26 protein-coding genes are annotated in these 26,553 nt (G+C 33.9%); 9 read left to right on the top strand and 17 right to left on the bottom strand.

Annotated features, from left to right (window positions below):
- Positions 1 to 115: 115 nt before the first annotated feature.
- From FLP_RS11640 to FLP_RS11630, 3 genes are all read right to left on the bottom strand, one after another.
- On the bottom strand, positions 116 to 829 hold the full coding sequence (locus tag FLP_RS11640; RefSeq protein WP_065449680.1) for a DUF72 domain-containing protein: 714 nt from the start codon (positions 827 to 829) through the stop codon (positions 116 to 118).
- The gene (locus FLP_RS11635; protein ID WP_065450256.1) at positions 826 to 1,557 is read right to left on the bottom strand and encodes a DNA-formamidopyrimidine glycosylase family protein; all 732 of its coding nucleotides are present in this window, start codon (positions 1,555 to 1,557) and stop codon (positions 826 to 828) included. The genes FLP_RS11640 and FLP_RS11635 overlap by 4 nt, the downstream gene beginning before the upstream one ends.
- A 74-nt stretch (positions 1,558 to 1,631) precedes the next feature.
- On the bottom strand, positions 1,632 to 2,204 hold the full coding sequence (locus tag FLP_RS11630) for a YciE/YciF ferroxidase family protein (RefSeq protein WP_065449679.1): 573 nt from the start codon (positions 2,202 to 2,204) through the stop codon (positions 1,632 to 1,634).
- 191 nt (positions 2,205 to 2,395) lie between these two features.
- On the opposite strand from FLP_RS11630, the gene FLP_RS11625 reads away from it, so the two are divergent.
- Together FLP_RS11625 and FLP_RS25470 are read left to right on the top strand one after the other, a co-directional pair.
- Positions 2,396 to 2,707 carry a hypothetical protein gene (locus FLP_RS11625; RefSeq protein WP_065449678.1) on the top strand — a complete coding sequence of 104 codons (312 nt, stop codon included), beginning with the start codon at positions 2,396 to 2,398 and terminating at the stop codon, positions 2,705 to 2,707.
- 184 nt (positions 2,708 to 2,891) lie between these two features.
- Positions 2,892 to 3,407, top strand: coding sequence for a hypothetical protein (locus FLP_RS25470; RefSeq protein ID WP_065449677.1), 516 nt, complete (start codon positions 2,892 to 2,894; stop codon positions 3,405 to 3,407).
- 221 nt (positions 3,408 to 3,628) lie between these two features.
- Here FLP_RS25470 and FLP_RS11615 read toward each other — a convergent pair whose 3' ends face one another.
- The 6 genes from FLP_RS11615 to FLP_RS11595 form a co-directional block, all read right to left on the bottom strand.
- Positions 3,629 to 4,276 carry a DUF5661 family protein gene (locus FLP_RS11615; RefSeq protein WP_065449676.1) on the bottom strand — a complete coding sequence of 216 codons (648 nt, stop codon included), beginning with the start codon at positions 4,274 to 4,276 and terminating at the stop codon, positions 3,629 to 3,631.
- A gap of 88 nt (positions 4,277 to 4,364) precedes the next feature.
- On the bottom strand, positions 4,365 to 4,526 hold the full coding sequence (locus FLP_RS25130) for a DUF1328 family protein (RefSeq protein WP_078007499.1): 162 nt from the start codon (positions 4,524 to 4,526) through the stop codon (positions 4,365 to 4,367).
- Between the two features lie 109 nt (positions 4,527 to 4,635).
- Entirely contained in the window at positions 4,636 to 5,721 is a 1,086-nt protein-coding gene (locus FLP_RS11610) for a DNA topoisomerase IB (RefSeq protein ID WP_065449675.1), read from the bottom strand.
- A gap of 134 nt (positions 5,722 to 5,855) precedes the next feature.
- A complete protein-coding gene (locus tag FLP_RS11605; RefSeq protein WP_065449674.1) occupies positions 5,856 to 6,095 on the bottom strand; it encodes a DUF7218 family protein in 240 nt (79 codons plus the stop codon).
- 190 nt (positions 6,096 to 6,285) lie between these two features.
- Entirely contained in the window at positions 6,286 to 9,819 is a 3,534-nt protein-coding gene (locus FLP_RS11600; RefSeq protein ID WP_065449673.1) for a T9SS type A sorting domain-containing protein, read from the bottom strand.
- Between the two features lie 177 nt (positions 9,820 to 9,996).
- A complete protein-coding gene (locus FLP_RS11595; protein ID WP_065449672.1) occupies positions 9,997 to 10,314 on the bottom strand; it encodes a hypothetical protein in 318 nt (105 codons plus the stop codon).
- Between the two features lie 330 nt (positions 10,315 to 10,644).
- On the opposite strand from FLP_RS11595, the gene FLP_RS25465 reads away from it, so the two are divergent.
- Positions 10,645 to 10,794 (top strand): hypothetical protein, encoded by a 150-nt coding sequence (locus FLP_RS25465; protein WP_165606666.1) that lies wholly within the window; start codon positions 10,645 to 10,647, stop codon positions 10,792 to 10,794.
- Between the two features lie 98 nt (positions 10,795 to 10,892).
- Here FLP_RS25465 and FLP_RS11590 read toward each other — a convergent pair whose 3' ends face one another.
- Positions 10,893 to 11,777 (bottom strand): XAC2610-related protein, encoded by an 885-nt coding sequence (locus FLP_RS11590; RefSeq protein ID WP_065449671.1) that lies wholly within the window; start codon positions 11,775 to 11,777, stop codon positions 10,893 to 10,895.
- Positions 11,778 to 11,951: 174 nt separating this feature from the next.
- On the opposite strand from FLP_RS11590, the gene FLP_RS11585 reads away from it, so the two are divergent.
- Positions 11,952 to 12,539: a DUF4142 domain-containing protein gene (locus FLP_RS11585; protein WP_065449670.1), complete on the top strand. Its 588-nt coding sequence runs from the start codon at positions 11,952 to 11,954 to the stop codon at positions 12,537 to 12,539.
- Positions 12,540 to 12,799: 260 nt separating this feature from the next.
- Here FLP_RS11585 and FLP_RS11580 read toward each other — a convergent pair whose 3' ends face one another.
- From FLP_RS11580 to FLP_RS11555, 6 genes are all read right to left on the bottom strand, one after another.
- On the bottom strand, positions 12,800 to 14,158 hold the full coding sequence (locus FLP_RS11580) for an amidohydrolase (protein ID WP_065449669.1): 1,359 nt from the start codon (positions 14,156 to 14,158) through the stop codon (positions 12,800 to 12,802).
- Between the two features lie 137 nt (positions 14,159 to 14,295).
- Complete coding sequence (locus FLP_RS11575; protein ID WP_065449668.1) at positions 14,296 to 15,144, bottom strand: helix-turn-helix domain-containing protein; 849 nt, start codon at positions 15,142 to 15,144, stop codon at positions 14,296 to 14,298.
- A gap of 249 nt (positions 15,145 to 15,393) precedes the next feature.
- Positions 15,394 to 16,446 (bottom strand): NAD(P)-dependent alcohol dehydrogenase, encoded by a 1,053-nt coding sequence (locus FLP_RS11570; RefSeq protein WP_065449667.1) that lies wholly within the window; start codon positions 16,444 to 16,446, stop codon positions 15,394 to 15,396.
- Between the two features lie 202 nt (positions 16,447 to 16,648).
- A complete protein-coding gene (locus FLP_RS11565; protein ID WP_065449666.1) occupies positions 16,649 to 17,053 on the bottom strand; it encodes a cupin domain-containing protein in 405 nt (134 codons plus the stop codon).
- Between the two features lie 93 nt (positions 17,054 to 17,146).
- Positions 17,147 to 17,563 (bottom strand): (R)-mandelonitrile lyase, encoded by a 417-nt coding sequence (locus FLP_RS11560; protein WP_065449665.1) that lies wholly within the window; start codon positions 17,561 to 17,563, stop codon positions 17,147 to 17,149.
- Between the two features lie 187 nt (positions 17,564 to 17,750).
- Complete coding sequence (locus tag FLP_RS11555) at positions 17,751 to 18,620, bottom strand: helix-turn-helix domain-containing protein (RefSeq protein ID WP_065449664.1); 870 nt, start codon at positions 18,618 to 18,620, stop codon at positions 17,751 to 17,753.
- 369 nt (positions 18,621 to 18,989) lie between these two features.
- On the opposite strand from FLP_RS11555, the gene FLP_RS11550 reads away from it, so the two are divergent.
- Positions 18,990 to 19,580: a TetR/AcrR family transcriptional regulator gene (locus FLP_RS11550; RefSeq protein ID WP_065449663.1), complete on the top strand. Its 591-nt coding sequence runs from the start codon at positions 18,990 to 18,992 to the stop codon at positions 19,578 to 19,580.
- A 73-nt stretch (positions 19,581 to 19,653) separates the two neighbouring features.
- A complete protein-coding gene (locus FLP_RS11545) occupies positions 19,654 to 20,103 on the top strand; it encodes a PaaI family thioesterase (protein ID WP_065449662.1) in 450 nt (149 codons plus the stop codon).
- Positions 20,104 to 20,234: 131 nt separating this feature from the next.
- On the opposite strand, the gene galA is transcribed toward FLP_RS11545, so the two are convergent.
- Positions 20,235 to 23,069 carry a beta-galactosidase GalA gene (gene galA / locus FLP_RS11540; protein ID WP_065449661.1) on the bottom strand — a complete coding sequence of 945 codons (2,835 nt, stop codon included), beginning with the start codon at positions 23,067 to 23,069 and terminating at the stop codon, positions 20,235 to 20,237.
- Between the two features lie 210 nt (positions 23,070 to 23,279).
- Here galA and FLP_RS11535 point away from each other — a divergent pair, with 210 nt between their 5' ends.
- From FLP_RS11535 to FLP_RS11525, 3 genes are all read left to right on the top strand, one after another.
- Complete coding sequence (locus tag FLP_RS11535; RefSeq protein WP_065449660.1) at positions 23,280 to 23,669, top strand: hypothetical protein; 390 nt, start codon at positions 23,280 to 23,282, stop codon at positions 23,667 to 23,669.
- A gap of 369 nt (positions 23,670 to 24,038) precedes the next feature.
- The gene (gene lpdA, locus FLP_RS11530; RefSeq protein ID WP_065449659.1) at positions 24,039 to 25,445 is read left to right on the top strand and encodes a dihydrolipoyl dehydrogenase; all 1,407 of its coding nucleotides are present in this window, start codon (positions 24,039 to 24,041) and stop codon (positions 25,443 to 25,445) included.
- A gap of 299 nt (positions 25,446 to 25,744) precedes the next feature.
- Positions 25,745 to 26,500: an SDR family oxidoreductase gene (locus FLP_RS11525; protein ID WP_065449658.1), complete on the top strand. Its 756-nt coding sequence runs from the start codon at positions 25,745 to 25,747 to the stop codon at positions 26,498 to 26,500.
- Positions 26,501 to 26,553 lie beyond the last annotated feature (53 nt).

Genomic DNA, 26,553 nt, shown 5'->3' with positions numbered 1-26,553 from the left:
TATACAGATTTTAAAAATCCTTTTAATCTTTTAATCTGTGGCTAAAAAACTTTGCGAACTTTGCGTATCCCGATAGCTATCGGGATTGCGCTCTTTGCGGTTAAAACCAAAAACCTCATTCCAACATATGTTTTAGCTCTAAAGCATTTAAAATCCCTGCTTCACTTGCAGTGTTATTAAAATACACAAACGCTGATTTTAAAAGTATTGCGTCTTTTATATCAAGTAATTCTTTAGTTGAATAGCTCGAGTAAAACATCTTGGGTTTTCCGTGAAGTCTTATGAAAATAAGCGGAAAATCTGTAAAAATAGTGTCGGGTAATTGCGGATGGCTAACACTGCAGAACGTAATATTCTGCTCACGGAAAGCATTCCATACCTCTTCATTCCACCAGCTTTCGTGACGAAATTCGACTACATTTTTGAACTTTACATCTAAATTTTGCATGATTTGAGCGAGTTTTTCAGTACTAAAATTATAACTGGGCGGAAATTGAAATAAAATACAGCCCAATTTCTCTTTTAAACCCGTTTCGCAGATAGTATAGAACTCTTTAATTCGGTCTTCACAATCAATAAATTTTTTAAAATGGGTGATTTCTTTTGGTGCTTTTACAGAAAAAATAAAATTTTCGGGTGTTTTATTATACCAATTTTGAAATATTCTGACCGTTGGAAACTTATAAAAGCTTCCGTTGAACTCATACGTGTTAAAATGCTGGTAATAAAACTCGAACCACTTTGACCGTGACAAGTTGTCAGGGTAAAAAATTCCCTTCCAAAACCTATTATTAAAGCTTGAACAGCCCATTAAAACCTGATTTTTCATTTGTGTAGTTTTTGACAGTTGGTACAAAAAAAACTTCTCCTACTCCTCTTCCCTGTTTGCTCTTTATGAATTGGAAGATCACAACGAACGCAAACTTTTTTTGTGTAAGCGAGCCAGTGTTTTTTTAATTCATTTTTTTTCTTCCATTTCAAAAATTCAAAACTATAAACCGAACATTCGTTGATGATATTTTTTAAATCTTTTTGCGGAATTTTACCCACCAAAGATTCGGGATGAGTTTTACATCGGTACAAAACTTCGTTCTTGATAATATTTCCTACTCCCGAAAAAATGTTCTGATCAAGAATAGCATCGCAAATCATTACGTCCGGATTTTTATCCAGGGTTTGTTTTGCTTTTTTTGGATTCCAATTTTCATTCATTACATCCTCGCTCCAATCGTAATGTTCATTAATATCGCCTTCGAGAATTTTGACAGAGCAGGTATAAAAGTTGAGTTCGCCTTTAGAAAAAATCATACTCAATCTTGGTTTGGCTTCTTTTCGTTCGTTTATTCGATAAGTTCCAAACATGAGTAAATGAATTTTTACAGTAAAATCATCAAAACAAATTAAAAAATGCTTTCCCCAGGTTTTAAAGTCCTGAATGGTTTTACCCTGAAGACGCTCCATATCAATAGCACTACTTCCAGAAACTTCTATTATTTTTTTTCCTGAAAATTGCTGTACTTCTTCCTTTAAAATCATTATTGACGGACCTTCTGGCATAATTTCTATTTTAAAATTATAAACTAAAAAAAGTGCAACGTAAAGCTGCACTTTTTAGATTGTTCTGTTCAAAATTAATCTGCTTCGGCAGCTTCAATGTTTATGGCATTTACCGCAACCTCGGTTAATTTTTTATCGGCTCCTTTTTCTTCGTCTAATGTTAGCTCCAATATACCGGCCGCTTCAGTCAGACCAAGTGTTTCTGCAAATTGTCTTAAAGTACCGTAAGTAGCAATTTCGTAATGCTCAATTTTTTGCGCTGCTGCGATAATACCGGCATCACGTACAACTCCAACTTCGGTTTCTTCAATAATTCCTTTTCCCTCTTCGATTAAGCCTGCCATTGCATCGCATTTTTTAGCCGAAGCCTTTTGCCCAATTAATTGAAAAACCTGTTCTAATCGTGTTACATGTTCTTCTGTTTCGGTCAAGTGGCTGTTTAGAGCCTCAATTAAGTCTGCTGACGTTGCGTTTTTAGTCATTAAGGGTATTGCCTTAGTCAAAGCTTTTTCTGCCCAGTAAATGTCTTTTAATCCATCTTCGAACAATTCCGTCAATCCGGACGCTGCATCTGATTTTGCTTTTGTTACTCCTTTTTTGGCTTCTGGTTTAGAAGCGGTCTCGTTTTTACTATCTGTACTTTTCATGGCGATAATTTTTGTTAATTAATATGAGATAAAATTACCACCTTGATAATCAGACAAGTTATATGATTATTTACTAAAGTTGTATTCTAAACACCTGCATATTATGCAACTAGATTTTAGAATTCTGTAAGTTATTTTTTAAGATTGAGAGATAGATTTGTAGTATCACAATTTTAAAAAAAAACAGTATAATGGAAACACATATAGACCAAACATATCAGGAAGCTGAACTTTATTTTCAACAAAAATATCAAAGAGGACATTTAGACATTGATACCGCAATTTTAATCGATAATGCTATTGATAAACTTCTTAAAAAAGACAATATCATTAGAAACGAAAATGTTCCTAACGAAGAACAAGTTGTTGATGAAGATGATTATATCAGTAATAATCCGGATGAGGAATTCGAAATTATTGACGCTGATGATCTTGACGAAACAGAGCATATCGAAGATGAAGATCATTTTGATGATGACGACTTAGAAAGAAACGATAATTAATGATTTTGAAATCATTAAACAAAAATGCTAAAAAAGACTATTACAGGGTAATGGTCTTTTTTTTGTAATAATCAACACAAACTTAACCATCTGTTAATTATACAATTACCCGTTATAATTCTATAATAGAATTGCCTGCTTTCGTTATTAGATTTGTATATAGTAATATTAAAAACGAAACGTCATGAATACTACAGATCAAAAAAACAGCATGATACAAGGAAACCGAATTCCTGAAAATCAGAATCAAAATACGGACAAAAGTAATCTTATGAACGAAGAATTATACGATATCGACGACATGAAAGAAAGCGATACGGATAATAGCGAAATAGCCGAACGCGGTTACACCGTTAGAAACGGCCATAATCCCGATACTCCTAACCCGGACGAACTTACAGATGATGAAGATGATCTAACGGATGATTTTCATAGCGAAAATGACCTCAACTCTAATACCGATGATTTGTACGAAGAAGAACTGGATCAAAACGGTAATAATGTGGACGATGTAGATGACGAATTGGACAATCCGTCTGACGCTTCTCTGGAAAGAGAGGAAGAAGATTTTAATGAAACAGAAGATGTCCTGGAAGATATCGATGACGAAGAAGAGGAAGAGGAAACTGAATATATCGAAGATGATGTTCAGGAAGAAGAAGATGTAGAATATCCTGATAATGATCCGAGGAAATTTTAGGAGGAGAGAATATAGAAGAAAGAGTAAAGACTCGAACGATTTTAATAAAGTGACAAAGGTTCAAAGAAATAAAGATTCAAAGTTTAAAAACTTTGTCGTTTTATTTCTTTGAACCTTTATTTTACAGTATATTCTTTGCCCTATATTCTTTGTGCTATACTCTATATTCTTTGTTCTTTCTTCTTTGTTCTTTCTTCTTTGTTCTTTCTTCTTTTTAAACCTTAATCTCCAATAATCTCCAAAACGGGAATATCATCCATTTTTTCCAAACGTTCTGCCAGTCCTGCCCTTGCCTCTTTTAGTTCTTCTTCGGCTTTTATCAGTTCATCTAATAATTTGTCTTTACCGGTTTGTACTTTTTCCATTTTACGCATGATTTCGTAAATTTCACCTTCAGCTTCCATTACTTTCAATCTTTTGTAATACGTCAAACTTTCGGTCATATGTGCCAATGCGATCATAGCCGTTAAAAACGGATGATTATTCGTTACATTAACATCTTTAATTTTCCCGTGTTCGAGTTCCACTTTCAATGCAAAAGCAAATTCTTCCATATTAAAAGCTTCGTATTTGCTTGTTGGATTTAAATATGCTTTAATCGACTCAACATTGTTCATCGTAGACAAATCGACAGCTGTTTCTTTTTGATCGTTTAAATCGTTAAAAACAACGTTTCCTATCGCTCTTGCTTCGGCCACAGTAGGATCATTTTCCGGATTATCGAAATCGCGTGTCGACCAATCCCAATTTTCAGGATGAACAGGTTTTATATATTTTTCACAGAAATCTGTCACATCGTTTTTTAAGCTTACCATCTCATCATCTCTTTTGATGTATACATCCTGATAAGCACCGCTTTTAGTTCCCATAATTCTTTTTTTATTTTTTTTGAAAATGCAAACGACACATTTACCGAGATATATGTGTCGTTTTTTACTTGTTATTTAATTTTGCTGACTAAATACTTTTTCTTCCGCTAATTAGAGATATAATGAATAAAACTAAGAATATGAAGAATAAAACTTTAGCGATACTTGCGGCTCCGGCGGCAATTCCACCAAAACCAAATATTCCGGCGATGATCGCAAGAATAACAAAAATGACTGTATAACGTAACATAAGCTTGTGATTTTAGTTAATAATGATTTTGTTTGTTACTCAAATTTCATACTTTTTAAAGAGATGTATTAACTCTAAACAATATTTTGTTAGCACAATCAAACCTGATTTACAACAAGTTGATCTGATAATTTTGAATTAATTCTGAAAAGGCGATTTCGCTGTGCGAAAAATGTTCTCTGTTGCTTCGGCATTTTTTTGCTCTGTCGAAATACTGCTCTATCGAACCATCTTCGTAGGTTGAAACCAATAAAGGATGAACGTAATAATTCTTGCATACATTTCTGGTATTTCCCAAAGCCTGAGCAGTGGTGTCAAAGGCGGATAAAATATTTTTCTTGATTTCTTTTTCGTCTGTTGTTGTACCAATTTCCATTAAGGTTTCAAAAAACACGATCGACGCTGCCCAGGTTCTAAAATCTTTTGCACTAAAATATTCTCCTGAAATTTCATGCAGATATTCGTTGACCATATGGCTGTCTAATACTTTTCGTTCGCCGTTTTTATCATAATATTTAAAAACTTCCCAACCCGGGATTTCTTCACAACGACTAACCAATTTTATCAATTTTTTATTTCGGGTTGTAATGGTATGCTGTACTCCTTTTTTTCCTGTAAATTCAAATCGGAGTGAATTTTTATTGATGTTGATGTGGCGTTTTCTTAAAGTTGAAAGTCCGTATGATTTATTGTCTTTGGCATATTTTTCATTTCCAATTCTAATATGGGTTTCTTCCATTAAACGAATTACTAATGCTACCACTTTTTCTTTCGACCATTCTTTTTTTTCCAGATCTTCATCGACTTGTTTTCGAATCAAAGGCAGTTTGGTTCCAAACTCGGCTATTTTATAAAACTTGGTTTGATTACGAATCAAATTCCATTTGGGATGGTATCTGTATTGTTTTCGGTTTTTAATATCCAAACCTACCGCTTGCAAATGTCCGTTTGGAAGATCCGAAATCTGAACATTTACCCAGGCCGGCGGAAGCACCAAACTGCTAAAGCGTTTCAATTCGCTTTTTCGCTTAATGCAACGACCATTTTTTTTGTAAATAAAACCATCTTCTCCTTCGCATCGTACAATTGGCAACTTTTGATTATTGATATAAACTAAATCTAATTTCTCAATCACCAAATGTGGTGTTTTGATCAATTGATTCATTAGTTTTTCAGTTTTTGCAGCTGCATTCATGGTCGTTTGGTTATTTATTAGCCACTCCCGATTGCGATCGGGATCAGGATGTAAAAGAGTTTATTTTCCGATATATTCTGTTTATCAATCCTCTTGTGGCTTTTTATTTTATACTTTAATTATTGCTGTATTTTTTAGTTATTTCGTAATGCCTGAACCAGATTTTTCTTGCTCATATAAGAACGTCCCGGAATTCCCACTTTCATGGCCTGTTGGTACAATTCGGCTTTAGTCCATTCATCATAAGGTTTTGCCCTTCCACCTTTTTCACCTGCATCAGGCGTATTAGCAATTCGGGCTGCTTTTTCTTTGCTATAGCCTATTTCTAAAAGAGCTTGGTACTGTTTTTCGTTTTGAATTCTTGCATCTGGCATGACTGAAAAAATTTAAGGTTAATGATTTAGAAATATCTTATTCCCAAAATTCTTCAAAAAGCAGGAATTCTCTGTTATATAATTCTTGGTTTTATTTTCATAATTAAATCTATGTGGGATATTTGTAGTAAAAAAAATCCCATTCTACAGCTGCAGAATGGGATTTTTACAATTTAAAAGAAAGCAGTTTTTAATTTTTAACCACTTTTATTGTTGTGCTTTTGTTGTTATTATCTGTTATGGTTATAAAATAAATTCCGTTTACTAAAGACGACAAATCAACACTATTACTTTGTTTTGAATTTAAAACAACTTGTCCTAAAGTATTATGAACTACCATTTTTTGTATTGTATTTTCTCTTGACTGGACAGTAAACAATCCTTTTGTTGGATTTGGATACGCAATAATACTTTCAATTACAAAATCATCAGTACCCAACTGTTTGTCTACAATTTTGGTACTCACTGTATTGGTTTTGATATCAGGATTATAATCAAAGAAAATAGCTGCGTCATTGTTAAAAATATCTCCCAGCGAAACATTTGATTTTGGTTTGATTTTATAAGCAATATACCCATTTGATGCTTCTTCGTTTGTTATAGCACTAGGCAAGTATATGGCATCAAAAGTAAAATCAGCTTCTTTACCATCTTTTATGGTTACGGTATTATTATGACTATAACTTTCAATTTTAAGAGTAGTCCAGTCCAGTTTATCATCTAAAAGATTTGAAACTCTAACTCTTTGTGCATACGAATTTCCTTTATTCTGAAAACGAATAATATAATGCAGATATTCATCGGCGTTGTCTATCAAAACCTCTTCTCCTTCTAATACTCGAATATCATTTGGATCATATGAGCCTACAACGATTTGCTTTAAAACATATTCGTTGTCAATAGGTTTAGTATCTGCAGGAACAGGCACCGCAAGATTAAAAGATAGTTTATCTCCTAAAGTTGTAGTAGGAATTGTAAAAACTTTAAAGGTTACATCAATCGTTTTTGTTTCAAATGCTTTCAAATCTTTATAAGCAAACTGAATCGTATTAGCTGTTTTTGAATCTATCTGGTCTCCTGAAGAAATAAATTCAAGTTTCGAATCATCAAATTTCAAGGATAACAAACCGCTTTTGACTTTTGTACCATTGTTAGTAACATGAATTTTATATTTTGATGTAAATCCCGGTCTTGGTTCTCCGTAAGGATACATTCTAATTTCTAAATCTTCAAATAATGAACTTGGTTCTAAACAAAAGTCTACTACTTCGTTTTGATTTTTGGCCGTAAATGTCGAGACATATTTAGCAGGTGTTGCAGGATATTCTTTTAGCGATGACACTACAGAAGTTGTGTAAGTATTGACATCTGCAATAAAATCATAAGTTCCGTCCTGTTTTGTAAATGTCGAAAATGTATTAGTTCCGTTTGATGTAGAAACCAATAATAACGGAGCTTTTGGATCATTACTGTCGCAGCTATTATTATCAATATCTAAACGAATTGTTCCGCGTATGGTGTTTTTAAAAGGTCCCAGGTTTTCATACCAGGCTATTTTATCCTCCTTGATATCAGCTGCATATTTATCCAAACGCCCATCTGCATTAAAATCAGCAAATGTATCGGGTGTTAAATTCATAGTCGTACTGGATAAAACCTTAGCAGGTGACATTTTTCCGGCACCTAAATTTTCATGCCATGTTGTAGCCGTTTCGGTTATCATATTGTATACAATATCAATATCTCCATCGCTATCAGCATCATATAAAGATAATGTCGAAATTGCTTTTGCACTTGTAAATAAAATTTTACCTACTGCATAATTGCCTTTTCCGTCTAAGTTTTCGAACCAGCCAACATTTCTATTGCTATCACGATATACAAAATCAAGATCTTTATCATTATCTAAATCAGCCATATAAAGAATGTATACCTTTTCTTTAGTAATATCCTTAACATGTTCTGTGGTGAAATTTCCGGATCCGTCATTCTCATACCAAAATATTTTTCCATAATCTACTACAGCATAATCAATATTTCCGTCTTGATTAAAGTCCTCTATAAAACAATTATTAATATCAGATGTGCTGTTATATGGCAATGCTATTTTTTCTGCAAAAGCCCCTTTTCCTAAATTTTTAATTAAATATACTTTGTCTCTGCTTAAAGTAGCAATTACATCAATATTTCCATCTTTATTAACATCTGTAAAAAGTATGTACTTTGCATCTGAACCTGATGCAATAAGTCGCTGCTTCGAAAAATTTCCTGCTCCATCATTTTCAGACCAAAAAATGGAAACAACATCAGGAGAACCGTATACTAAACTTGTCGCCACTACATCTAAATCACCATCATTATCAATGTCCATAACAAAAAGATCACCAGGTATGTTTATCTCATCTGAGATAATAAATTGTTCTCCCGAAAAATCGCCTAAACCATTTGTGTTTTTATACCACGTAATTTTTTTATTATAAGATGTTGATACAATATCAATGTCTCCATCACCATCAAGATCTCCACTAACTATCTTATGAATTCCATAGGCATATTTCGAAACCTTTATTTCCTCAAAAACACCTTTTCCCTCAGTATTTTTAAAAAAAACAACATCATCGTTTAAAATAGCGACTACATCTTTGCTGCCATCGTTATTCATATCGCCTGCAGCAAAACTATAAAGGCGCGATGAAATCGATTTTATAATTTGTTCTGCCCCAAAAGTACCGGCGCCATTATTCTTAAACCAACTTACTTTATTTGCTTTGGTATAGTAAAACAGAATGTCTTTTTTGCCATCTGCGTCAAAATCTGTTAATAAAATTCTATAAAACTCCGCATTATAGATTCCAGAAAATTCTGGTACATTCACTAAAAATTTAGCGCCACTAAATGTCCCTTTTCCATCTTTATTTTCGTACCATTTTATATCTACTGAACCTCCGTTGTCATAAACAAAAACAATATCCTGATCACCGTCATTATCAATATCCTCACCCAGAAATTTCTTCTCCATCGAAAAAGGGGTTATCGTGGCCAATGAAGTAAACGAACCGTCAGTTTGCTGTATAAATGTTTTTAAATGATTGGTATATCTAATCACCAGATCCGGCAATTTATCTCCATTGATATCTATTGCAGAAAAGCTCAAAAAATCTGTAATAAGAGTTGAAATCTTAAAATTACCGGAACCATCATTTTTTAAACAATTTAACCAACTGCTTGAATAATTATTTGCGGTCATAATAAGTATATCGAGATCATTGTCATTATCTATATCTATAATCTGATAAGCGCTTAAACCCGTATCGCTAATATTATTAGCCGCATAAATTAAAACAGGACTGCTAAAAGTTCCCTGCCCGTCTGTATTTTTTATCCAGTAAACACCATCGCCTTTGGCAGACCATTTTCCCGTAAAAACTACATCTAAAAATCCGTCTTTATTGACATCAAAAACATCAATTCTTCCTCCCGAAGCGTCTGAAATTGTTATAGGTTTGCTAAAATCACCTGATCCGTTTAGGTTTTTATACCAAACAATTTCATCGCCTGCAACGGTAACAATATCCAAAAAACCATCTCCGTTAATGTCCGCCGTGGCAACCGCCTGTGGATTTTGAGAACCAAAAGATTTATCTATTACAATATGTTCCTGATAACCATTTTGAGCTGATACGGCTGTGGTAATAAATAAAAAGAAGAGTAATTTTTTTTTCATAAGCTACTGAAGTTTTAGTGCGGATTCTTTTTGTTAAATTTTCGAACGAACTTAGTAAATTAATATCAATTATCACTAAAAGACATGAAAAGTTCAACAGTTTTTAGATAACTCTTTACTCTTTGTTATATAAGCCTTGTAATTCCTAATTTGCAAATAGCTTTTGCAAAACTTCTGTTATATAGATTTTTTAATTTTTTCGATTAATTGTTTTTTAATCAAATCAAACTCAAAATCTCTTTCTGATGTATACAGATACAATATCAATCTCGCATTACTGTCTACCGCGCTTGTAACATCCGGAAAACTATTATTGATGAATTGTGTACTTTGAGAATTATATCCATTATAGGATCTGTCTATAAATAATTCTTTAGATTTTAAAGTCCAGTCTTCAATAGTAATGACATCTATTTCATTTTGATAATCTGCTAAAGCCTTATTGATAATTTCATCAATTTTACCCTTCTCTTTTTTAAAATCTATATTAATCATTTGTGGTTATTTTTGGGCGTTATGTTTTAGTCGTTATAAATATATACTATTGAACAAAACTTTTGATGTAAACTTTATAACTATCTTTTTGCCGAAAACGGTCAGACATGCGTTTTTTGATTATTTAGATTTCCAACAACTTTATGCTCACTGGAGGCAACAGAAGTGCTCGAAGGCTTAAAAAACAGGCTAAAAGCCTAATAATATTTAGCGTAATGCAATGCAATAAGAACTCAATTAAGCGAGATAATCGTCCTGAAAGACAAAAGAAAATAAGTACTATATATTTTAAGAAAAGATGACTTTGTCAGAAAATAATAATATAATTTAATGAAGATTTTTTTGCGATTAGGCGTTCGCCCTTACAGGGCTAAAAAAAAGAATGTTCTTGTTCATAGTGCTTCGCACCATGCTATTGCTAAAGCTCTTTCAGAGCAACAAGTCTGCAATACCTATGTTTGGGAACAATTTGAATTGTAAATCTATTGTAGGGTTAAGTGTAAATATGTAAGATGCTCGCCAGCTGGGATTCAAACCTCTAAATTCATTACGCAATCAAGCCCAATCCAAAAAAACACTCAATCACATTTTACCTTTTTATAATCTCCCGTTTTATCATCATATTCCATACAGGTTTGCTTTATTAAAACCATTTTATTGTTTACTACTTTATATTCTGCAGTAATAACACTTCTGCCTGCACAACATTGGTTGTGTTCTGAAATTCTCTTTGTTTTGCTGTCAAATTGTAACGAAGTTCCGCTAAAACTGCTTTCAAAATATTTGCCTGTTGTAGGATTATATAAAAAATACAATCTTGAAGTGTTAGGGCCGGCATAACTGGATTCAAAAACAGAGAAATCTTCTATACCGTCAAAATTATAATCATCAACCATTATATTGTTTAGTCCCCATAACTGGCATTCTAATGCTATTTGCTGAATTAGCTTGTCTGTCTTTTTTTCCAGAATTTTAATTCCGGTTATCATGGGAGAATCATCTTTCTTTTTTGAAAGCACCAATTTAAAATATTTCCCCTTTAAAGAAACAGGCTGCAAAATTTCTTTATTTTTCCATTCAGAACCTGCATCGTCAATTTCAAACACTTTCACTAAACTAATTTGAAGTTCTTTATTTGTGTTTAAATCTTGCCACTTTCCTTCCAGCTTTTTGTTTTTGGAGTCGAAATTTTCAAAAATCAATTGTGCAGTTTCTTTACCATTTTTATCTTTTTCATAAAAGGTTAGTATTCCCTGTTTAAGAGTTCCGCTTATTTGAATTGGTGTATCGTAATTTGTATAAGCATAAATGGCATTTCCCGAACCTTCAGAATCAATATCAGTTATAAATTCTATTGGATATTTATCTATAAAGCCTGTATAAGTTATTTGTGCAGATAAATGAATAGAAATTAAAAGCAGGAATGCGATAAATATTCTTGATACTTCATTGTTTGTTATCATAGGATAATTTGATTCGGTTAAAATGATGTCGCTTTTTGTTTTGCGAATATAATACTATTTGTATCACGCATTATTTGTTAAAATTCAAATCCTGTAACATTATCCAAAAATACTGTAAGACATTCTTCACACAATCTGAATAATTTTACATTATAACATTTAAACGATTAAATCATGAAAAAAATACTTTTAGCCGGAACAGCAATTTTAGGAGCAGGATTACTTATTTTATCTTTAAATTCTTGTAAAAATGAAAACAAACAAGAAGATCCTAAAGAAGTAGCTGAAGATGCAAACGAAGCAAAATTTGATACTATTAATAATAAAGAAGATGATTCTGAATTTTTAGTGGATCAGGCAGAAATTAATTTAGCCGAGATTGAACTTGGAAAATTAGCGCAACAAAAAGGTACTAATGCAGAAGTGAAAAAATTTGGTAAAATGCTTGTTGACGAGCATACTAAATCAGCATCTGAAGTAAGCGCTTTGGCAAAAGCTAAAAATTTTACTCTACCAACTTCTTTAACTGAAGACGGACAAGAAGAGTATAAAAAATTAAACGAAAAATCAGGTCTTGATTTTGATAAAAAATTCGTAGACATGATGATCGATGGTCACGAAAAAGCAATTGACAAATTGCAAAAAGCATCAAAAGATGCTACTGATAATGATGTTAAGCTTTGGGCATCGAATAATATAGCACCGCTAACCGCTCATTTAGAGCATGCGAAATTGCTAAAACAAAATTTAGATAAAAAATAAATTTAATTGGTTATTATTTATTTTCAAAAACCCCTCAAGAGTTGAATTGCTTGAGGGGTTTCTTTTTTTTAAAGATTCTGAGAGGCTAAGATGCTAAGGTTCTGAGTTTTTTTTCTTAGACTCAAAAAAAGACAATAATTTATCGTAGAGATGCATTATAGTGCGTCTTTTTAAGTTCACTCATTATATCGGATTGTGTAAGGATGGACTATGAAACATCAAAAGGTTTGAAAAACTTAGAATATCAGGACCTTAGAACCTTAAGAAAGATCCCCAGCAATCTTTTTCCCTTTATAAAAAACTCCTTCTCTTTTAGGTAAACGTGCTACGGCTTCGGCGGAACAACTTGCTTTTACTAATATAAAATTAGCTTCGTTATCGACTGCTGGCCAAACGCGGGTTCCGGCATCGTTAAGGGGTAAAATTTCATCTTTTGTTGCGACATGCAAAGCTCTGCTTAAATTATACTCGTCTGTCCAGCCGTAAAGCTGCGCACATAATTTTGCTTTTTCGAGCATATCACAAGTTCCGAAAGGCTGCCAGTGATCGACAATACTATCGGTTCCTGTCATTAGTTTTACGCCGTACTTCTTCAATGTTGGAATTGGCATTATCGTTTTCCCAATCGGAATTCCTGAGACTACTCCTATTCCCAGATTTCCCATTTGTTCGGCGATTTTCTCGAGATCTTTTGCATCCATTTTGGCAAGCGCAAAACCGTGACTTATATAGGTTTTTCCTTGTAACTGTTTATTTTCTTCGGTTTTTTTAATCATGTATTCGATGGCCGCTTTACCAGATGGTATCGATTCATGCAAGTGTATGTCGACACCTTTATTATTATCAATTGCAATTTGAAACATGACATCAAGCGATTTCTCCATATTGCCATCGACATTTGTTGGGTCAAGTCCGCCTATGAAATCAATTCCCATCGAAGCCGCTTCTCTTAACAAAGGTTCACATTTTGAATATAAGATTCCGTGTTGCGGAAAAGCTACAATTTCAGATCCAAAATTATCTTTATTTTTATCTAAAGCTGCTTGTAAATGTTCGAGACTTTTTAGTCCGCTTACGGGATCAATATTACATTGGCAACGCGCAAAATAACTTCCCTGGCTTTGCATTAGTTTAATGGCTTCTTCGGCTTTATGCTGAGAATCCGGTAATAATTGCGGAATCAACTTTTGCTCCAGCGTAATCATATCTTTTACTGTATATCCTTTTCTTGGCGCTGCATTCCAGATTCCGCTGCCATAGTACGTTTTATCAATATGAATGTGCATATCGCGCAATCCCGGAAGCATCAAAAATCCTTTGGCATCAACCGTTTTCAACTTCAAAGCCGACTTTCCTGTCGTTATACTTTTTATTTTACCATTGGCAATATGAATAGTATAAAGCGCAGTTTTAGTAGCAATTACTTCATTTTTATCGTTGTATTCAAAACCATCTTCTAATCGTACATTCATTAAAAGATATTCGTTTAAAGCTGTTTTGTTTTCTTCGGGTAAAACCTGCGCAACGGCATTTCCTCCAATTCCCGAAAACAAAGCGGCTCCGGTTGCTGCAGCTCCTAATCCTAAGAATTTTTTTCGGCTTATTGTATGCTCTTCCATAAATTATATTTTATCTTCTTTGAGTTTGTTATATGTTTTTACAATAACACCCTAATAATCAACAGTATTATTACATTGCAAAAATCGTTATAAACTTAAAATGATAACGGTAATATTGCGGAGAAAGATGGTAAAAATTATAATTTTTTAAAATCACCCGGAGTTTTTCCGGCATATTTTTTAAAGACTTTGGTAAAATAAGTATTATCATTAAAACCAAGTTGGTAGCCGATTTCTTTTATAGACAAATCGGTACTGGTAAGCAAACGTTTGGCTTCAAGAATGGTTCTTTGCCTTATGACATCACTTGCCGGAACCTTTAAATATTTCTGCGAAAGAATATTGAGGTAATTAGAGGTAATATTTAATTTATCGGCATAAAAATTCACCGAAGGCTCTTTATTAAAATAATCATCAATCAAAATAGTAAAGCCTTTTATTATTTTCTCAGGCTTGGTCGATGAATCGTGTTCAGGAAATTGATTCAAATATTGCTTTTGCAATAATTTGAGGAGTAAATGCAAACGGAGTAAAACTATTTCTTTGGTAAGTGTATCGTTATCAGATAATAGTAATTCTATTTCATGCAAATGATTTTTAAATTCCTCAAATTCATTTTTATCTAAAGAAAGGCAAGACGGAACACTTTGCCCAAAAAAAGGAAATTTTCCTAAATTCGAAAAAATACTAACCACATCCGCCGAAAGCATCAGCTGAAAACCCGAAGTATCAACATCAAGCGACCAGTTGTGAACTTGTCCGGGCCTGATAAAATATACCTGATAATCATTTACTGTATATTGTGTAAAATCGACATTGTGAAATCCAGAACCTTTCTCTACAAAAAATACCAGATAAAAGTCGTGCTTATGTGGCTGCTCGAATTCGTTTCTTCCTTTAACACTATGACGAAATAAGGTAATCCCCAAAGTTTCTTCTCCAAGTATATTGCCAACAGATAAAACAGGAATAGAATGCTTTTGCAAAAGAAAGAGATTTAGTTGTTCAGTTTCAAAATTAAATAATTAAATGATATAAGTTTTAAAAGAATAAAAAAAGGTCTGACATTATAAAGTCAGACCTTTTTAAGCATTTATTATAAACAATGTATTTAAACTTTGCTTCCTAGCGCCTTTGCGAGATTCTTTTTTTTTAAGCTTAACTTAATGAAATTGAGCTAGCAAAAGCAAAGGCAAAAAGTTTAAACTTAGAATCTCAGAACCTTAGTCCCTTAGTTACTTAAGCGAAGCCATATCAATTACAAAACGGTACTTAATATCTCCTTTTAATAATCTTTCGTAAGCATCGTTTACTTCATTAACACCAATAATTTCGATGTCTGCCGTAATGTTATGTTCTGCGCAGAAGTCAAGCATTTCCTGAGTTTCGGCAATTCCGCCAATATTAGAACCTGCAAAACTTCTTCTGCCTAATAAAAGACTAAATGACGTTACCGGAAGCGGTTCCATAGGAGCGCCAACTAATGTAAGAGTTCCATCTACTTTAAGTAAATTCAAATAAGAATCTATATTATGTTCCGCCGATACACAGTCTAAAATAAAGTTAAGCGATTTGGCATACTTCGCCATTTGTTCCGGATCTGTAGACAATACAACTTCATCGGCACCCAAACGTTTTGCATCTTCGGTCTTAGACAATGAGGTAGTAAAAACAACGACATGAGCGCCCATTGCTTTTGCTAATTTGATTCCCATATGTCCTAAACCGCCAATACCAACGATACCCACTTTTTGTCCGGGACCCACTTTCCAGTGTTTAAGCGGAGAATAAGTTGTAATTCCGGCACATAATAAAGGAGCAACTCCTGCAAGATCTAGTTTGTCTGAAATATGCAATACATAATTTTCATCGACTACGATACTTTGAGAATACCCTCCAAAAGTTTGGCCGCCTAAATGAACGTCAGGAGAATTGAACGTTAATGTGTTTCCAGGATCGCAAAATTGCTCTAATCCGTCTTTACAATGCTCACATTCTCTGCAAGAATCGACCATACAGCCTACTCCGGCTAAATCGCCCACTTTAAAACCTTTTACGTGGTCGCCGACTTTTGTTATGCGACCCACAATTTCATGTCCGGGAACTATTGGGTAAATAGTTCCGTGCCATTCGTTTCTCGCCGAGTGTAAATCGGAATGGCAGATGCCGCAATATAAAATTTCAATTTCTACGTCATGCGATAATACCGCTCTACGCTGAATGTCTAATGTATGTAAAGGTGCTTCGGCAGCTTCTGTTCCAAAGGCTTTTATGTTTTTTGTTTCCATTAAAAGTATTTTTTTTAAGTTTCAGGTTTAAAAAATGCCACGAAGGCGCTACGACACAAAGTTTTTTTTCTTTATGTTGCGTGAAAAAAAATATTTTTTCGCTCAAAGTCGCAGAGTTGCAAAATTTTCTTTTTAAATATGTTTTTAAGATTCTCCGTTTTTTACTTAGTAACTCAGAATCTTAGCAACTCAGAAACTTAGACTATTTTCCAAAAGCAAAATACTCTTCATCGGTTACACTTTCTAACCAAATTCCTTTTCCTTTATCTATTTCTGTAATAATGCTAATGTGCGAAAATTTGCTAAAAGGTGTTGCGCCATACCAATGTTCTACGCCAGGTAAAATGGTAACTACCTCATCTTTATGAAGCAAACGAATGGCAGTACCTTTTTCCTGAAAATAACCAATTCCGTCTGTTGCGATAAATAATTGTAAGCTTGCATTAATATGCCATTTGCATCTCGAACCGGGCTCAAAGGAAATTTCTTTAATCATGGTATTGTCCGGATGAATATTGCTGGTTTGTTTTTTATAAGAAACATTACCAGTCATGAAAGTATTAGGGATTTTTCCCTCTTCAATAGCAGAAGTATAAAGTGTTGACATAAATAGATTTTTTGAGATTGATTTTATTTAAATAAGATCTAACAAAACCGTTAATTAATGGTTAGATCTCTCCAAACAACACTTTTACTTTAGTTATTTAAAGCTATTGTATTGTTCGTCAGTTACTGGTTCAAGCCAGTCTACAATACCTTTTTCGGTATTGGTACTAATTGCAATGTGGGTAAATTCACTATCCGGAGAAGCTCCGTGCCAATGCTTTAGGTCGGGCGGAATATTTACAACATCACCTGCCTGAAGCAACTGAATTGGTTTTCCTTCTTCCTGATAATATCCTGTTCCTTGTGTTACAATTAGAATTTGCCCGCCTGGATGTGTATGCCAATTGTTTCTTGCACCTGCTTCGAAAACTACATTACCCACTGCAGTATTTAAAACCGGATCATTTGGAACCAACATTTTCACCCATGCTTTTCCTGTAAAATAATCCGCTGAAGCTAGATCTCCTTTAGGAAAAATAGTTTCATTTAATTGATTTTCTGGTTCTTTCATAATTATTTTGTTTTGTATATCAGTGCTGGAAACTAAATCATAAAGCTAGAATGCGCTTTGTAGAAGTTATATTTAGTCAGCGAAAAACCGATAGAGGTTAATACTAATTATTTCAGGGCAAAATTACTTTAGCAACGATAATCAGAAATAACAATATTCAAACAAAAAATTAAGAATATGAAACAATTTACGATCTTAACGATTTTGGTATCGTTCCCGTAAGTCTTTTGAAATAATTATTAAAATAACTCGGATATTCAAATCCAAGCGAATAGCCAATATCCGATATGCTCCAATCTGTGTGTTGCAGCAATGCTTTGGCTTCGCCAATGATTCTCTCGGTAATATGTGCTGTTGTTGGCTTTCCGGTAATTTCTTTTACAGAACGGTTCAAATGATTTACGTGTACAGCCAGACTTTGTGCATAATCCTGAGGCGTTTTTAACGCCAGGGGTTCATTTTTTGTTTCTATAGGAAATTGTCTTTCCAGTAATTCTAAAAATAATGAGGTAATTCTCGAAGAGGCATTTTTATGTTTAAAGAAATTTTCTGTAGGCTGCATTTTCATCGATTCATGAATAATCAGGTTGACATAGCTGCGCATCAAATCATCTTTAAAAACATAATCGGTTTCATATTCCTGAATCATTTTCTCAAACAATGAATCTATAAACAGCTTTTGTTCAGTATTTAAAGAAAAAATGGGCGTGCCTCCTATTTTAAACAAAGGCGATTCATGAAGTGTTTCTGATCGGTCTTTTGCTTTTAGAAATTCTTCTGTAAAAACACAGGCATAACCTTCGTATCCTTCAGAAATAGTTTCCCAGGAATAGGGAATAATCGGATTACCGAAAAACAGAATCGTTCCGTCGGTTTCTATTCCGCGGTCAGCATATTGTATAACACTTTTACTGGTATTAATGCAAATCTTATAAAAATCCCTGCGGCTGTAAACCGGAATTTTACTTTGATCTCCATTTATCTGATATACTTTAAAACCTTTCAGCTTTAAATCTGAAGTAAAATCGCAATTCTGAGTTTCTGTCTGATTATTCATTTTGCAAAGTTATGAAAATCAAATAAAAAAAATAGTTTCAGGTTTTATTTTGTTTTAGGTTTGAAATGAGAATAAAAAGTTAACCACAGAGTTACACAAAGTTTTTCACAAAGTTTCGCAAAGTTTTTTAACCACAGATTAAAAAGATCAGCACAGATTTTCGACATCTTTTTAATCTGTGATTATTCTTTTTATTTTCATTCTCTGTGAATCTTTGTGAAAAACTTTGTGTAACTCTGTGTAACTCTGTGGTAAAAATAATCTGCTTTAATTTTCAATACAATACAGAGAAAACCTCAAACAAAATAACTCCCCAAAAAATTGTAAAATTATACCAATCGGTATATATTTGTGTTTAAATTACCAATTATGAGTAAAGCTGAAAGAACAAAGAATTTTATTATCGAGAAAACGGCTCCTCTTTTTAATATGAAAGGATACAGCGGCACTTCTATGAGTGATATTACTGCAGCAACCGGACTTACAAAAGGAAGCATTTATGGCAATTTCGAAAATAAAGATGAAGTGGCAATTGCTGCTTTTAAATTTAATGTAAAAGAGCTTCAGGATATTTTTGCCAGCGAAATAGAAAAGCAAACTTCTTATAAAGACAAACTATTGGTATACCCAAGATTATATTCTGATCATTACGACTTACTGGTTACAAAAGGCGGCTGCCCTATTATTAATACCGCTACAGAAGCTGACGACACACATCCTGTTTTGCGAAAAAAAGTCGAAAATACCATTCTTGCCTGGAAAGATAAACTCGTCAACTTTATCGAACAAGGAATTGTAGCAGGAGAATTTAAAGCCAAAAATATTGATTCTGAGAAAACAGCATTAACCATAATCGCTATTATCGAAGGTGCTGTAATGATTGCTAAAATCACCGGAAATTCTTCGAACTTATCTAACATCATGCTTTCATTAACTAAAATCATCGACGACTTAGAATAAAAATAATCAGTAAAAATTGCTTTTTTTTGAATAAAAATATACCGATCAGTATTAAAATATAAATATAAACTTAATGGAAAAACTAACGAGATTACAAGTATTGCAAAATCATATTGACAGAGAATTTATAGCATCTCCATCGCCTTTTATGCTTTGGATGAAACCTATAGTAGTCGTTGCCGAAGAAGGCACGGTTACTTTTAAATATTTAGTCCGTGAGGAAATGTCGAATCCGGTAAAGAGCCTGCACGGTGGGGTTACGGCTGCTATTGCCGATGATTGCATTGGCGCGACAATGTTTTCTCTTGATGAAGAAACTTTTTACACGACTATAAATCTTGTTGTAGATTACTTTGCTCCTGCTTTTGTTGGAGATACGATTCTGGCAAAGACGGCTATTATTAGAAAAGGAAAACAAATCGTAAATGCGCAATGCGAAATCTGGAATAAGGATCAAACGAGATTAATTGCAAGGGCCACTTCTAATCTTCTCAAAACTAATATTGTCAAGAAAGAATTGTAACTGATTTTTTTTATCTTCTTTAATAAAGGCTTGATTTTTTAAACACACAGAAACATAGATTTATAGAAACAAATTTATTTCTTTATCCTTTTTAACTATCAATCTATGTCTCTGCGTATAAAATTATATTCCTAGTTTTTCTTTTGATTAATATTCAAAACAGTTGGCTTTAATCCTTTGGCGGAAGCCGATAAAACAACTTCGCTTCCGCTTTCATTTTTCTGAACAATGATTTGAGCATAACCGTTAAACAATTTACGTTTCCAAGGTTCTGATGGCGTTATTACTCTGATAATTCCTGGATCTGTATTCATAACATCCCAATCTTTTACTTTTTGCAAAGGCGAAGCCCTGATTGTTATGATATTGCTTCCTTCTTTTAAAACCGATTTGTTAAGATGGTATTTTTGAGGATCATCTGTATTGGCAGTAACCAAATTTCCGTTGACAAACACCGATTCGTTTACGCCAATTTTTTTATAAAAGAAATCAACACTATTTGATTGTAAATTATTTTTCAACTCAAATTTTCCTCTGTAAATATATGCCGAAGCCTGATTTTTATAATCTCTGTCTTTAAAAGCTTCCTTCCATGCATTCGATTCATCCAAAGCAGATTGATTTGCATTATCAACATATGCCTGTTTTCTTTCTTCAAAATTAGTAATAGGAACAAGAGTAATATCATCAATAAACTGATCTTTTTCTAATGATGTTGGATCACCATTTCCTACGCCCAAAATTTTTCCGCCTTTAATATCAAATGTAATCTCATCGTTTGCCGTTGGAATATGCAACCCTTTTTTATCCAAAACTTCAACCGTTATTACGGAAACATTTGCATTTGAAGGATTTTCAGCATCTACAGAAAGTTTAATGTTTTCAGCATTTTCGGTTGTTTTTTGAATATCGGTCACAATCTTTTTGCCGTTTTTATATCCAATGGCTTCCAGCGTTCCGGGTGTATAGTTTACTTTCCATTCTAAATGGCCGTATTGTTCCATTTTCTTTTTTCCCAGGCTCTTTTTATTCAGGTAAAGCTCTACTTCATCACAATTCGAATGTACCCAAACGTCGATTTCTTTGCCTTCCATTCCACTCCAGTTCCAATGTGGCATGATATGCAGAACAGGAACATTTCCCCACCATGATTTTAGATAAAATACATTGTCCTTTGGGAAACCGCAAACATCCATCATCCCAAAATAAGATGTCACCGAGGGCCATCCATAAGGCGTTGGTTCTCCGCGATAATCAAAACCGGTCCAGATAAACATTCCCGCCAGATAAGGTCTTGACGCATAAAACTTCCAGCCTTCTTCGATACTATAAAAAGTTGGACGGGGTTTCTTGTCATACGCACTTTGGTAATGTTTGGCATCATCTGTAAAATAAATTCCCCTGGTCGCAAATGTAGAACCTTCCTCTGTTCCCATTCCGGGTTGATTTTTAAACTCATTTCTATGGGCATCGATATCGCCGTTGCCCATATAATTATAGCCCATAATCTCGACTACAGACGAAATACCACTTTTAAAACCACTGCTGATTCCAACAGTTACAGGTCTTGTAGCGTCTAAACTTTTTGCAAATTCCTGCATCACATTCGTAATGCGTTCGCCCACGATTCCGCCTTCAATATTCCATTCCTCATTTCCTACCGACCAGCAAATAATACTGGGATGATTGCGATCGCGCTCGATTAAACGTTTTAAATCATTGAGATGATAATGATTAATTCCCATTAAACGGGTTTCATCAATTACCAGCATTCCGAGTTCATCACAGGCTTTTAGTAATTCGGGCGTTGGCGGATGGTGCGAACATCGATACGCATTCGAACCCATTTCTTTCAGCTTTTTTATACGGTAATATTGCAATTCATCCGGCAACGCAGTTCCTATTCCGGCATGATCCTGATGATTATTGGTACCTTTTAGTTTTATAGCTTTTCCGTTAAGAAAAAAACCTTTTTCAGGATCAAATTTGATTGTTCTGATTCCGAAACTCGTTTCATAGCTGTCTATTAATTTTCCGTCTTTTCTAATTTGAGTAATCAAACGATATAAATTAGGACTTTCAATATCCCATAAAAGTGGATTTTTCACAGTCAATTTTAAAATATAATTACCTGTTTTATAAAATTCAGGCGCATTTACATCTTCAAAAGAAAATCCAACTTGTTTGCTTTCACGATCAAAAATCGTCTGAACAACTTCAATCGGACCTTTATAATTCCCTTTGTTTTCAATGGTTACATTAGCAGTAACTTCTGCCAAATTTTCTTTAATGTCAGATGTTACATAAGTTCCGTTTTGAGCAATATGAATTGGGTTTGTTTTTTGCAGATAAACATGTCTGTAAATTCCCGCGCCTTCGTAAAACCAGCCTTCTTCCATCGAAGCGTCTGCGCGAACAACGATTGTATTTTCGCCACCATAATTTACATAGGCCGTCACATCATATTCAAAACCATTATAACCGCTTTCTTCTGTTCCCAGGAAATAGCCGTTAAAAAATACTTTCGAATTTCTAAAAACACCATCAAATTTCAGCGAGATAATTTTTCCCTGATCGCTTTGCGGAATATTGATTTTTTTTCGATACCAGCCAATACTCTTTTCAGGAAAACCTTTTCCTGCGGTTTTAAATCCGTGGCTGAAACTGCCTTTTTCGCTAAATTCCTGTTCAACAGCCCAATCGTGTGGCAGATCGAGTTTTCGCCAGGCACGGTCATCAAAATCTTTGGCTGCCGGTCCGTCTCCAAATCCTGTTTTGGTTAAGTATGAAAAATAGCCTTCGGCATGACCGAAATCTTTTTTTGTATCATATAAATGGCCCAACGAAAAACGCCAGTCTTTATCGATTAAAATTAATTCCCGATCTGATTTATTTTGAGCGAATGAGGCAATAGATATCAAAAAGATAAAATACAATAGTATTTTTTTGGCAGAAGTAGTTTTCATAAAAATGTGGTTAGCTAGCAGCGATAAAAATATTGTTTTTAAACCTATTAAAATAATAGTATTTTATCAAAATATGATCGTATATACTTTTATACTTATGTTGAAAATTAGACTATAAAAAATTTAGAATCATTCTACGCGCTATCCTGTGTTAAATTATTGTCTTTTAATGTAATTTTATCTTGAATTTCAAATAAAAAAAGTATTATCATGAGTGTTATTAAAGACGAAAATACGCTTCTTAATACTATTAAGCGCATTGACCAAAAAATCGATAAACTAAATGATCAAAAAATAATTGCCTTTTTTGAATCACTTGGCTTAACAGAAAGAGAAGATATCCCGCCGGCGACAAATTTCCTGAAATGGGAAACCATACTTGTTGTTGTGCCCAACAGACATATATCGCACGAATTAAAGTATTATAAATATTCGATTGCAAGGCTTTCATTTGTTACCAACCCGAATGCAAAAAAAATTCATCTTTTTGATTTTAAAGAATGGCAAAACATCACCCGAAACAAAACCCAGTTTCAGGTTAGAGAATTGCTGAAGAATAATTTTGGCGGTGAAAAAAATCATGAAGAAAGATTAAATTGAGTTTGTAAAAAAAAATTCCTGTTCGCTGATATTTGTTTATTACAGCAAATGAAAATATTTTTATCTGGTATTTTAAAAGAAGTTAAGTTCATAAAGCTAAGTCAGTACAAAGCTTTGTGAACTTTTCCTTTTTTATATAATATACCATTTTCTGCTGTAATTTTCCTCTTCCTCCAAAATTCCAAACCGATTATTAATCAGCACTAAATCAATACATTAATCATATAAAAAACAATACAGCCTCTTCCTTAATAAAATATAATTCCTTATATTTCAGAGACTTAAAAAGGACTTCTTTATTACTTGTTATTCACGAGCAATAAAGCTGTCAACAAAGTTCTTTTGAAAATATAACTAATCTTTTATTCTATGGAAACAAAGTTTGATATTATTGTTATTGGTTCAGGGCCTGGCGGATATGCATCGGCCATTAGATGTTCGCAATTGGGTTATAAAACGGCTATCGTCGAAAAATACAAAGCACTAGGCGGCACTTGTACGAATGTAGGTTGCATCCCTACAAAAGCACTTCTTGACAGCACAGAACATTATCATGAAGCTGCAACCAAATTTGCCACTCACGGCATCATAACAGGAAAATTAAGTCTCGACTTTCCGCAATTCATCAAAAGAAAATCAGAAGTTGTAGAGCAAAATATTGCAGGACTAAACTTTTTGATGAAGAAGAATAAAATTGAAGTTTTTGAAGGATTTGCTTCTTTTTTGAATGATAAAGAAATTAATGTAAAAGCAACAGACGGCTCTTCCTCTACTATTTCCGCTACGCATTATATTATTGCAACAGGCTCGAAACCAGCTACAATTCCCGGAGTCGAAATCGATAAAAAACGAATTATAACTTCGACTGAAGCACTTTCTCTTCCTGACAAACCCAAAACAATGGTCATTATTGGCGGCGGTGTAATTGGCGTAGAAATGGCTTCTATTTATGCCCGAATTGGAGTTGAAGTTACCATAATTGAATATGCCGACAGCCTGATCCCTACAATGGATAAAGAACTGGGAAAAGAACTCAAAAAGATATTCTCTAAGCAAAATATCAAGATTTTGCTTAGTCATAAAGTACAATCGGCTAAAAATAACGGTAAAAATGCAACGGTTACTTTTCTTGATACTGCAAATGCCACACAAGAAATTACTGCCGATTATTGTCTGGTTGCCGTGGGAAGAAAGCCGTATACTGAAGGATTAGGATTAGAAAATACTCCAGTAGAAGTAGATACTAAAGGCCGAATTGTAACCAATGAAAAACTGCAAACCAAAGCCGAAAATATTTATGCTATTGGCGATGTGGTTGCCGGAGCCATGCTCGCGCATAAAGCAGAGGAAGAAGGAATATTTGTAGCCGAAACGATCAACGGACAAAAACCACACATTAATTACAGATTGATTCCGGGAGTGGTTTATACATGGCCGGAAGTCGCTTCTGTAGGCTATACTGAAGAAGAACTGAAAGAAAAAGGAATTGAATATCGGGTAGGGAAATTTCCGTTTTCGGCAAGTGCCAGAGCGAGGGCCGCTTTAGAAAAAGATGGTTTCTCGAAAGTACTTTCAGATCCTAAATACGGCGAACTTTTAGGTATGCACATCATTGGCCCGAGAGCCGCAGATCTCATTGCGCAAGGCGTTATAGGAATGGAATATGAAGTAACAGACGAAGATATGTTCAGAATTTCATATGCGCACCCCACCTACTCTGAAACCCTGAAAGAAGCCTATATGATTGCATCGGGACAAGGAGCTATAAATATTTAAAAATTTGTTTCAGGTTTTCTTTGTTTCAGGTTTCAGGTTTGAAATGAGAACACAAATTTAACCGCACAGCATGCAAGATTCACGGCAAGGTTCGGTAAATTTTTTTAATCTCGCAAAGGCGCCAATTTTTTATTTTATTCGCTGTAATCTAAAAAAGATAAGTTCGTAAAGTTAATTGATAAAGCTTTGCGTTCATTGCGTTTGTCAATACAAGATATTATAAAAATACTTGCGTGCTTTGCGGTTAAATCAGCAAACAGTAAAACCTGAAATGAAGAAAACCTTAAACTAAAAATAAAATGAAAACTTCAAACAACACTATTCTAATTACTGGCGGCGGATCAGGCATTGGATACGAAATTGCAAAACTATTTTCTGCTGATAATAAAGTCATTATTACAGGAAGAAATGCCGAAAAACTGGAAAAAGCAGTTTTGAGTTTAAAAAATGTAACCGGAATAGTTTCAGACATTAACAAAGAAGCCGATGTCTTAAAACTGACAAAACAATTAAACGAAGATTTTCCTAACCTAAATATTGTAATTAACAATGCGGGGTTAGCCCACTATTTTAAGTTAACAGATGAAAATGCCAATGCGTTCGAAAAAGCCAGTGAAGAAATCCTGACGAATTATCTTTCGGTTGTAAGACTTACCGAAAAATTGCTGCCTTTGCTTCAAAAACAGCCCGAAGCTGCTTTTGTAAATGTTTCGTCTATTGCTGCTTTTTCTCCCGGATATACACTTCCGGGTTATGCGGTAAGTAAAGCGGCGCTTCACTCCTATTCTCAGGTATTAAGGGTTTCATTGGAAAAACAGGAAAAACAGCCACTTGTAAAGGTTTTTGAATTGATGCCTCCTTTAGTAAATACTGAGTTTTCTAAAGCAATTGGTGGTGAAAATGGTATAAGTCCGGAACAAGTTGCTTTAGAGCTTAAACAAGGAATAGAAACTGATACATATGAAATTCATGTTGGCCCAACAGCTGATTTTTATAAATTGTATTTGTCTTCTCCTGAAAATGCGTTACAGGCAATGAACGCGAATAGGAAATAATTGGTTTCAGGTTTCAGGTTTCAGGTTTTCCCAACCTTTGTCAAAGTTTAAAA

The organism is Flavobacterium piscis (assembly GCF_001686925.1).
Classification (GTDB): Bacteria; Bacteroidota; Bacteroidia; order Flavobacteriales; family Flavobacteriaceae; genus Flavobacterium; species Flavobacterium piscis.
This window is presented reverse-complemented; position numbering and strand designations above follow the sequence as displayed.

Excerpts from the sequence above, each read along its gene's own strand:
- FLP_RS11590 (WP_065449671.1), bottom strand. The coding sequence starts at position 11,777 with ATGATAACAAACAATGAAGTATCAAGAATATTTATCGCATTCCTGCTT.
- FLP_RS11565 (WP_065449666.1), bottom strand. The coding sequence starts at position 17,053 with ATGTCAACACTTTATACTTCTGCTATTGAAGAGGGAAAAATCCCTAAT.
- FLP_RS11610 (WP_065449675.1), bottom strand. The coding sequence starts at position 5,721 with ATGAATGCAGCTGCAAAAACTGAAAAACTAATGAATCAATTGATCAAA.
- FLP_RS11580 (WP_065449669.1), bottom strand. The coding sequence starts at position 14,158 with ATGGAAGAGCATACAATAAGCCGAAAAAAATTCTTAGGATTAGGAGCT.
- lpdA (WP_065449659.1), top strand. The coding sequence starts at position 24,039 with ATGGAAACAAAGTTTGATATTATTGTTATTGGTTCAGGGCCTGGCGGA.
- FLP_RS11570 (WP_065449667.1), bottom strand. The coding sequence starts at position 16,446 with ATGGAAACAAAAAACATAAAAGCCTTTGGAACAGAAGCTGCCGAAGCA.
- FLP_RS11535 (WP_065449660.1), top strand. The coding sequence starts at position 23,280 with ATGAGTGTTATTAAAGACGAAAATACGCTTCTTAATACTATTAAGCGC.
- FLP_RS11615 (WP_065449676.1), bottom strand. The coding sequence starts at position 4,276 with ATGGGAACTAAAAGCGGTGCTTATCAGGATGTATACATCAAAAGAGAT.
- FLP_RS25465 (WP_165606666.1), top strand. The coding sequence starts at position 10,645 with ATGAAGATTTTTTTGCGATTAGGCGTTCGCCCTTACAGGGCTAAAAAA.
- FLP_RS11595 (WP_065449672.1), bottom strand. The coding sequence starts at position 10,314 with ATGATTAATATAGATTTTAAAAAAGAGAAGGGTAAAATTGATGAAATT.
- FLP_RS11550 (WP_065449663.1), top strand. The coding sequence starts at position 18,990 with ATGAGTAAAGCTGAAAGAACAAAGAATTTTATTATCGAGAAAACGGCT.
- FLP_RS25470 (WP_065449677.1), top strand. The coding sequence starts at position 2,892 with ATGAATACTACAGATCAAAAAAACAGCATGATACAAGGAAACCGAATT.
- FLP_RS11545 (WP_065449662.1), top strand. The coding sequence starts at position 19,654 with ATGGAAAAACTAACGAGATTACAAGTATTGCAAAATCATATTGACAGA.
- FLP_RS11560 (WP_065449665.1), bottom strand. The coding sequence starts at position 17,563 with ATGAAAGAACCAGAAAATCAATTAAATGAAACTATTTTTCCTAAAGGA.
- FLP_RS25130 (WP_078007499.1), bottom strand. The coding sequence starts at position 4,526 with ATGTTACGTTATACAGTCATTTTTGTTATTCTTGCGATCATCGCCGGA.
- FLP_RS11555 (WP_065449664.1), bottom strand. The coding sequence starts at position 18,620 with ATGAATAATCAGACAGAAACTCAGAATTGCGATTTTACTTCAGATTTA.
- FLP_RS11585 (WP_065449670.1), top strand. The coding sequence starts at position 11,952 with ATGAAAAAAATACTTTTAGCCGGAACAGCAATTTTAGGAGCAGGATTA.
- FLP_RS11630 (WP_065449679.1), bottom strand. The coding sequence starts at position 2,204 with ATGAAAAGTACAGATAGTAAAAACGAGACCGCTTCTAAACCAGAAGCC.
- FLP_RS11635 (WP_065450256.1), bottom strand. The coding sequence starts at position 1,557 with ATGCCAGAAGGTCCGTCAATAATGATTTTAAAGGAAGAAGTACAGCAA.
- FLP_RS11605 (WP_065449674.1), bottom strand. The coding sequence starts at position 6,095 with ATGCCAGATGCAAGAATTCAAAACGAAAAACAGTACCAAGCTCTTTTA.
- FLP_RS11625 (WP_065449678.1), top strand. The coding sequence starts at position 2,396 with ATGGAAACACATATAGACCAAACATATCAGGAAGCTGAACTTTATTTT.
- FLP_RS11525 (WP_065449658.1), top strand. The coding sequence starts at position 25,745 with ATGAAAACTTCAAACAACACTATTCTAATTACTGGCGGCGGATCAGGC.
- galA (WP_065449661.1), bottom strand. The coding sequence starts at position 23,069 with ATGAAAACTACTTCTGCCAAAAAAATACTATTGTATTTTATCTTTTTG.
- FLP_RS11600 (WP_065449673.1), bottom strand. The coding sequence starts at position 9,819 with ATGAAAAAAAAATTACTCTTCTTTTTATTTATTACCACAGCCGTATCA.
- FLP_RS11640 (WP_065449680.1), bottom strand. The coding sequence starts at position 829 with ATGAAAAATCAGGTTTTAATGGGCTGTTCAAGCTTTAATAATAGGTTT.